This window comes from Streptomyces katrae (genome assembly GCF_000966975.1).
Classification (GTDB): Bacteria; Actinomycetota; Actinomycetes; order Streptomycetales; family Streptomycetaceae; genus Streptomyces; species Streptomyces katrae.
Window position 1 is genome coordinate 1 of the sequence record NZ_JZWV01000196.1, and the last position, 7,688, is coordinate 7,688.

Here is a 7,688-nt window from a genome sequence, read left to right on the forward strand (position 1 = left end):
GACGGCTCCGCGCAGCGGGACCCCGGTGCCGCCGCGGCTACAGCAGGTCGCGGAGGCGGTCGGCCAGGAGGTCCCAGCGCCACTTCTGCTCGACCCAGGCGCGGCCGGCCGCGCCCATGCGGGCGCGGAGGGCCGGATCCTGGAGGAGGGGGACGATGCGGTCCGCGGCGGCGGCCGGGTCGCCGCCGCGGACCACCCACCCCGTCTCACCGGGCAGCACCGCGTCCGGCGCCCCGCCCGAGTCCCCCGCGACCACCGGGAGCCCGGTCGCCGAGGCCTCCAGGTAGACGATGCCGAGGCCCTCCACGTCCAGCCCGCCCCGCCGGGTCCGGCAGGGCATGGCGAAGACGTCTCCCGCCCCGTAGTGGGCCGGCAGCTCCGACCAGGGGACGGCGCCGGTGAAGACCACCGAGTCCGCGACCCCCTTCGTGCCCGCCAGCGTCCGCAGCTGCGCCTCGTACGGGCCGCCGCCGACGATCAGCAGCACGGCGTCCGGGACCTCCGCCAGGATCCTCGGCATCGCCTCGATCAGGGTGTCCTGCCCCTTGCGCGGCACCAGCCGCGAGACGCAGACGACCACCGGCCGGTCACTGAGCCCGAGCCGGGCGCGGACCTCGTCGCCGCCCGAGCCGGGGTGGAAGGTCTTCTCGTCCACGCCGGGCGGGAGTTGGACCATCCTCGCCGCCGCGGACGCCGACACCGCCGAGGCGATCCGCGAGCGGGTGTACTCCCCCAGGTAGGTGAGGGTGTCCGTGCCCTCGCCGATCCGCCGCAGCAGCTGCCGCGCGGCCGGCAGCTGCGCCCAGCCCGCCTCGTGCCCGTGGGTGGTGGCGACCAGCCGCCGCGCGCCGGCCCTGCGCAGTGCCGGGCCCATCAGGCCCAGCGGGGCGGCCGCTCCGAACCAGACCGACTCGCAGCCGTGTTCGCGCAGCAGGGACACCGCCCGGCAGGGACACCGCCCGCCGGGTGACGCGCGGGGTGGGCAGCAGCATCGTGGTGCGGTCGCGCACGACGGTGAAGGGCTGCTCGGCGTCGAAGGCGGCGGTGGCCTCGCGGCCCTCCGCGCCGTGCTTCCAGGTGGAGGCGTAGACGACGACCCGTTCCGGGTCGAGCCGCAGCGCCATGTTGTGCAGGAAGGCCTGGATGCCGCCCGGGCGCGGCGGGAAGTCGTTGGTCACGATCAGCGTCTTGTGCATCCCGGCCAACGTACCCGACCGCTAGCGGAGGTCCTCGCGCAGCGTCTGCTGCCAGGCCTTCGTCAGGCCGGGCAGGTCGGTGCCCAGGGCCTGGTCGAGGGCGGCCGGCAGGGGTTCGCGGCCCGCGAGCTCGTATAGGCGGACCAGGGCCGCGTCCCCCCAGCGCGCGGCGACGAGCCGGCAGGCGAGCCAGGCGCCCTCGTAGGCGCGGGCCATGGCCTCCTGGTCGCCCCCGAAGGCGAAGGCCTCGTCGGCGGGGAGGGCGGGCGGCAGGTCGCCGAGCCGGACGGCCCGGGCGAGGGTGGGAGCGGCCTCGGCCGGGGCCGGCGCGCTGTCGCGGTACGCGGCCCAGTCCGCGAAGCCCTCGGAGAGCCACTGCGGGGTCCGGGCGGAGGTGGCGGCGCGGGTCGCGACGTGGGTGGTCTCGTGGGTGAGGACGATCTGCCGGCCGGCCTGTGAGAGCTCCGCGTAGCCGGCGGGGTTGACCACGACCCGGTCCGCGGGGGCGGGCCCGCGGCCGGTGGCGCCCGTGGTGACGGCCCCCATGCCCCGGTAGGTGTCGGCGGGCCGGCCCAGCAGTGCCGCCATCGCGTCCAGGGAGGCGGGGACCAGTACCACCACCCGCCGCGCCCACGGGCCCGGCCAGGCGGCGCTCACCGCGGGGACCGCCCGGTCGGCCTCGGCGGCGATCTCCGACAGGGTCTGCGGGCTCTGGCGGACGCCGAGGACGAGGGAGTGCGCGCCCCGGACGACGGCGACGGGATCCGGCTGGTCCCAGAGCTGTTCCGGGGCCCCCGGGGAGGGCCGTTCGTCGGTGACCCGCCAGGCCGTACGGCTGCCGTCGCGGGTCAGCACCAGCTCACGGGCGGACCCGGCGGGGGCGGTGTCGTAGCCGGCGAGCCGGTAGCGCAGCTCGGCGTGCGCGTAGGCGCGGGCGCCCTCCTGGCGGACCGAGGTGACCTCGTAGGACCAGCCCTCCAGGGGGATCCCGGAGAGCCGCTGCGGCGGGGCCGCCGCCCAGTCGGCGACGGCCCGCCGTACCTGGGCGTCGACGGGCGGGGCGGGCGCCGAGCACCCGGCCAGGGGCGCGAGCGCGCACAGGGCCGCCGCGAGCAGGCGTACGAGGGTGCGGCGGACGGGATCCATCCGCCGATCGTACGCAGGGCGGGGGTCAGGGCCGGGTGACCGAGGACACCGGCATCATCCCGACGGGGTCGTAGCGGACCCGGGCGCCGGGGTAGGGGGCGTGGATGACCTGCCCGTTGCCGACGTACATGGCGACGTGGCTGGCGTCCGAGCGGTAGGTGACCAGGTCGCCCGGCTGGGCCTGCGAGAGCGGCACCCGCCGGCCCGCGTACCGCTGTGCCTGCGAGGTGCGCGGCAGGGAGACGCCCGCCTGCCGGTACGACCAGACCATCAGCCCGGAGCAGTCGAAGCCGGAGGGTCCGGTGGAGCCCCACACGTACGGCTTGCCGACGGCGGCCCGGGCGGCCATCACGGCGGTCATGGCCCGGCCCGAGGCGTGGCCGCCGCCCGGGGGCAGGTCGGGGAGGTCCGGCAGGGCGTCGGCGCGGCCGCCGGAGCGGGAGGCCCGCTCGAAGTCGGCGCGTTCCTCGGAGGGCATGGCTTCGAGGAGCCTGCGGGCGTCGGCGAGCTTCGCGGTGACGGCGCGCTTCTGGGTGGCCACCTCGGTGCGCAGGGCCTCCAGTTCGGCGAGTTTGCGGGAGGCTTCCTGCCGCTGCCGGCCGATGCGGCGCTGTTCCTCGCGGAGTTCGGCGAGCTGCTCGGTCTGGCGGCCGCTGAGCCGGTCGAGGACGGCGGCCTTGTCGAGGTAGGCGCCGGGGTCCTCGGAGAGCATCAGCTCGACGGTGGGGTCGAGGCCGCCGGAGCGGTACTGGGCGCCGGCGAAGGTGCCGAGGACCCCGCGCATGGTGTTGACGCGGTCCTGGGCGCGGGCGACGGCGTCCTGGGCGCGGCTGATCTCGGCGCGCAGCGCGTCGGCCTTCTCGCCCGCCCGGTTGAACTTCTCGGTGGCCTGCTCGGCTTCTTCGAAGAGCCGGTCGACCTGGGCGCGGGAGCTCGTGGCGGGGTCCTGCGGGAGGTTGGGCGCGGCTCCGGCGGGGGCGCCGGTCATGGCCACGGCGGCGGTGGCCGCGGCGGCGGTCAGGACGGTGAGCTTGGCGTTCCGGTCGAGGCCGCCGCTGCCGGGCCGGCGATGGGATCCCACGTGGCACCGCTCCCTTCCGCTGTGCGGGCCCGGGTCCGCCCCCCGTGGACGGCCGTGTGCCGGGTTCCGCGCTGGCAGACAGTAGCCGCGCGGCCACGCACCAGCCAACGGCCGTCGGAGGGGCCGTACGACGACGCCCCGCCTCTGACACAGGTCAGGGGCGGGGCGTGAGGTCAGGGCGGGTCCGCGCAATTCGCCCGGATGGGCGGTGTGCGGCGCGTCCTGCCGGGAGCGGAAGGGTCAGCCGACGCGGACGCCGAACTGGAAGGGCATGTTGCTCATGGCTTCGTAGCGCACGCCGCCGGTCGGGTTGGAGGCGTGGAAGACCTGGCCGTTGCCGGCGTAGAGCCCGACGTGGTGCAGGTCGCTGTAGAAGAAGACCAGGTCGCCGGGCTGGAGTTCGCTGCGGCCGATGCGGGTGCCGTCGTTGACCTGGGTGTAGGTGGTGCGGCTGATGCTGACGCCGGCCTGGGCGTAGGCCCACTGGGTCAGGCCGGAGCAGTCCCAGGAGTTGGGACCCGTGTCGCCCATGTGGTAGGCGTCGCCCTCCTGGGTGATGGCGGCGGCGAGGGCGGCCCCGGCCCGGCCCGATCCCTTGGCGGCGCCGGGCTTGGCGCCGGTGCCGCCTCCGGCGGCCTTCGCGGCGGCCGCGCCGTCCTTGGCCGCGTCGTTCTTGAGCTCGCCGCGCTGTTCGGCGGTGAGGGTGTTGAGGAGGGCCTGGGCCTCGGCGAGCTTGCTCTGGGCGGTCGCCTTCTTCTCGGCCAGTTCCTTGCGCACGGCGTCCAGGTCGGTGAGCTTGGCGGTGGCTTCCGCGCGCTGCTGCGCGAGTTCCCGCTGCTTGGCCTGGATCCTGGCTATCGCCTCGACCTGCCGGCCGCTCAGCTGCTGGAGGGTGGAGGCGTTGTCGAGGTACTTCTGCGGGTCGCCGGAGAGGAGCAGTTCCACGGACGGGTCGATGCCGCCGCCGCGGTACTGGGCCGTGGCGAGGGAACCGAGCGTGTTGCGCAGGTCGTTGAGGTCGGCCTGGCCGCGGGCCACCTGGTCCTGGAGGTAGCCGATCTCCTTCTCCAGCTTGTCCTGGCGGTCCTTGGCCCCGTCGAACTTCTCGGTGGCCTGCTCGGCCTCCTCGTAGAGGGCGTCGACCTTGGTCTTGACCTCGTCCTTGTTCGGCTTGTCCGGGGCGGGTGCGGCCATGGCCGACTGGGAGGAGAGGGCGACGGCCGCGGTGGCGAGGGCGGTGAGGACGCTCACGCGGGTGCGGGTCGGCGGCTTGGGTCGACGGTGGGACGCCACGGACGCGAGCTCCTTAGGCAGCAAGCCTCCGTCGACACCCCGAATGAGTGACCTACCGAACGGAGGTTTGAGCAGACCCTAGTGACCCGTCTGTGATCACTTCAAATCCCGGAACGTAAAAATCCGCACGGCTTCCGGCTTCTTTACCCAGCGCCCACGCAGCGTGCCGCCCCCTTGACGGTGCGTCGCCCGGACGCACCGTCAATTCGGGCATCAGCCCCATCAGTTACAACTGACGCACAAGCCGCCAAGCGCTATGAAACCCTCGCCAGCCGCTTGAGCAGCAGGGCCGAAGCCACGGGCCGGGCCCCCGCCTTCGCCACCCCGTCGGCCACCTCGCGGTCGGTGGAGACCACGACCACCGGACGGCCGGGCGGCTCGGCGCGCACCAGCTGGCGGATCAACTCGTCCGCCGTCACACCGGCCTTGGAGAACAGCACCCGCACCCCGCGCGGCGGCGCGAGCAGCACCGGGGCCGCCAGCTCCGCCCCGTCGAAGACGCACGTCATCTCGGCGCCGGTCTGCGCGGCCAGCATCGACAGCCCGCCCAGCAGCCGCAGCCGCTGCTTCTCCAGCGGCATCGTCGGATAGCCGGTCTTCGTCACGTTGTAGCCGTCGACCACCAGATGCGCCTGCGGCAGCGCCAACAGCTGGTCCAGCAGCGCCGGATCGGTCTCCGACAGGGCGCGCGCCGCGATGTCCTTCGGGGTCATCCGGCCCGGCTCCACGGCCTCCACGGTGTCCGCGGGCCGCGTCGACACCGGCGGCAGCGCCAGTTCACGGCGCAGCCCCGCCGCCGCGTCGACGCTGCGCCCCTCACGGGTGGCCCGGCGCGCGGTCTCCAGCGCCGACTCGGCCTCCGCCAGACGGGACTTCAGCCGCCGGGACTCGCTCTCGGCGGCGGCCACCTGCGCGGCCGCCTCGGCACGGATCCCGTCGATCTCGCCGCCGAGCTTGCGCAGGGCCGCCTCGCCCCGCTTGACGTCGCTCAGGGCGCTGCGCAGCTTGCGCTGAAGCGATTCCGCTTCCTTGCGGGCGGCGTCCAGCTCGGCCCGCACCTGCTCGCCGCCGCTGCGCTGCGCCTCGCGCAGCTGCGTCAGCTCCTCGCGCAGGCGTTCCAGTTCGCGCCGGTTCTCGTCACCGACCCGCTCGGCGTCGGCGCGCTGCGCCTCCTCGCCCGCGGCGGCCACCAGCTTGACCCAGCCGGCCGGCCTCAGCACGTACGCTGCGGCCGCCACGTCCAGCGGGTCCGCGGCGGCCGGCGGGGCACCCGACTCCAGTGCCCCGGCCAGTTCGGGCTGCGCCTCGCGCACCTTCTCCGCGACCCGGCTGCGGAAGACCCCGTCGCTCTCCACAGCGGCGGCCATCGCGTTGCCCGCGAACTTGGCGCGCCGCGTCGGGGTGAACCGGGCGTACTGGCGCAGCTGCGCCGGGAGGTCGGCGACCGTCAGACCGCCGAAGGCGTCCGAGACGAGCGAGACGACCCGGCGCCGCACGCCTTCCGGCAGCGGGCGGTCGAGGACCTCCGCGGCGTCGCGGGCCGCGTCGGCGGGCCCGGCGCCGCTTGCTGGCTCCACAATCCGTCACCCCTACCGTGATCTACTGTGGGCCCGGCTCCGTCAGGAGTCGGTGCCCGGCCTGTCGACGAGCTCGATCTGGTCCACCGCGTTGCACCAGCGGCAGCGGACCGACTCGATGGTCTCACTGACCACCTCGCGCTCCTCGACCTTGGGCTCCCCGGCAAGGTCGAGGTGGACGTACTCCACGACCTTCGACGATCGGGTGACATCGAACCGCGTGAGGTTGCCGCACAGGGTGCAGCGCCACCGGGTGGTGTCGGTCGGCAGGGGAACCGTCGTCATCAGGCCGCTCTCTCCTTCGTAGCTCATTCAATTAAAGCCTTCCGCGGCGGTCAGCGGACCGCAGCACGTAACCCTACGGCCTGGCACCACCCTCAGGGGGGTCCGCCTGCGTCATGCTCTGTCGCATGATCGTAAAGTGGCGGGCCCTGCGCGACGCGGCGCGGGGCCCCGTGGTCACCTACGCGCTGATCGCCGGCTGCTGCGCGGCGTTCCTGGCGAGCCCGGCCTCTGGCCTGAACCCGTCGTTCGGGACGGGCGAGCGGCTGATGGAGACGGGGACGGCCTACTTCCGGCACTGGGGCGTGGTCCCGGACGAGCTCTTCTCGGGGGCCGCGCGCCCCCTGCTGACCCCGCTGACGGCCCTCTTCGTCCACGGCAGCTGGCTGCACCTGCTGGGGAACATGCTCTTCCTCTACGTCTTCGGCGCCATGACGGAGCAGCGGATGGGCCGGCCGGCGTTCCTCGTCTTCTACCTCTGCACCGGGTACGTGGCCCTGGCCGTGTACGCCGCCGCCAACGCCTCCTCGGACCAGACCCTGGTCGGGGCGTCGGGCGCGATCTCGGCGGCGCTGGGCGCGTTCCTGTGCCTGTTCCCGCGGGCCCGGGCTGCAGTGGCTGGCCGCGCACCGGGCGGGGAGCGGGCCGGGGGTGGCCTATCTCGCCCATGTGGTGGGGTTCTCCGTGGGGTTCTGCTACGCGTGGGCGCGTTATCGCCGTACGACTAGAGTGAGGCGGACAGTCACTGCCGGCGAGGGAGACAGCCAACCGTGATCACCGCGATCGTGCTCATCAAGACCAGCGTGGACCGGATCCCCGAGATCGCCGAGTCCATCGCCCAGCTGGACAGTGTCAGCGAGGTCTACTCCGTCACCGGTACGTACGACCTGATCGCGCTGGTGCGTGTGGCCCGTCACGAGAACCTGGCGGACATCATCCCCGGCCGGATCAGCAAGATCCCCGGCGTCGAGGCCACGGACACGCACGTCGCGTTCCGCACGTACTCCCAGCACGACCTCGAAGCCGCCTTCGCCATCGGCCTGGACGCGTAGGTTCCTCTCCCCGCCCCGCCCTTTCACCGTTTCCGCCTCAATCGCCGGCGGGGCTGGAATT

The 7,688-nt window shown here is 74.2% G+C and carries 6 protein-coding genes and 2 pseudogenes; 2 read left to right on the forward strand and 6 right to left on the reverse strand.

The features are described from left to right. Positions 1 to 37: 37 nt before the first annotated feature. The 6 genes and pseudogenes from VR44_RS09050 to VR44_RS09075 all read right to left on the reverse strand — a co-directional run bounded on the left by VR44_RS09050 (position 38) and on the right by VR44_RS09075 (position 6,578). Positions 38 to 1,196 (reverse strand): annotated as a pseudogene (locus VR44_RS09050) (glycosyltransferase family 4 protein). Between the two features lie 21 nt (positions 1,197 to 1,217). Then, complete coding sequence (locus tag VR44_RS09055) at positions 1,218 to 2,342, reverse strand: hypothetical protein (RefSeq protein WP_045946889.1); 1,125 nt, start codon at positions 2,340 to 2,342, stop codon at positions 1,218 to 1,220. Positions 2,343 to 2,367: 25 nt separating this feature from the next. After that, a complete protein-coding gene (locus VR44_RS09060; protein WP_045946890.1) occupies positions 2,368 to 3,423 on the reverse strand; it encodes a C40 family peptidase in 1,056 nt (351 codons plus the stop codon). A gap of 240 nt (positions 3,424 to 3,663) precedes the next feature. Beyond that, complete coding sequence (locus VR44_RS09065) at positions 3,664 to 4,716, reverse strand: C40 family peptidase (RefSeq protein WP_045946891.1); 1,053 nt, start codon at positions 4,714 to 4,716, stop codon at positions 3,664 to 3,666. Between the two features lie 254 nt (positions 4,717 to 4,970). Continuing rightward, positions 4,971 to 6,296, reverse strand: coding sequence for an NYN domain-containing protein (locus VR44_RS09070; protein ID WP_045946892.1), 1,326 nt, complete (start codon positions 6,294 to 6,296; stop codon positions 4,971 to 4,973). A 39-nt stretch (positions 6,297 to 6,335) separates the two neighbouring features. Then, the gene (locus VR44_RS09075) at positions 6,336 to 6,578 is read right to left on the reverse strand and encodes a hypothetical protein (RefSeq protein WP_042813634.1); all 243 of its coding nucleotides are present in this window, start codon (positions 6,576 to 6,578) and stop codon (positions 6,336 to 6,338) included. A 125-nt stretch (positions 6,579 to 6,703) separates the two neighbouring features. On the opposite strand from VR44_RS09075, the pseudogene VR44_RS09080 reads away from it, so the two are divergent. Both VR44_RS09080 and VR44_RS09085 read left to right on the forward strand, forming a co-directional pair. After that, positions 6,704 to 7,349 (forward strand): annotated as a pseudogene (locus VR44_RS09080) (rhomboid family intramembrane serine protease). Beyond that, positions 7,346 to 7,627 carry an Lrp/AsnC family transcriptional regulator gene (locus VR44_RS09085; protein ID WP_007263678.1) on the forward strand — a complete coding sequence of 94 codons (282 nt, stop codon included), beginning with the start codon at positions 7,346 to 7,348 and terminating at the stop codon, positions 7,625 to 7,627. The pseudogene VR44_RS09080 and the gene VR44_RS09085 overlap by 4 nt, the downstream one beginning before the upstream one ends. The last annotated feature ends 61 nt before the right edge of the window (positions 7,628 to 7,688 follow it).

Bases quoted from the DNA above. Each gene is read 5' to 3' on its own strand.
- VR44_RS09055 (WP_045946889.1), bottom strand. From the start codon at position 2,342: ATGGATCCCGTCCGCCGCACCCTCGTACGCCTGCTCGCGGCGGCCCTG.
- VR44_RS09075 (WP_042813634.1), bottom strand. From the start codon at position 6,578: ATGACGACGGTTCCCCTGCCGACCGACACCACCCGGTGGCGCTGCACC.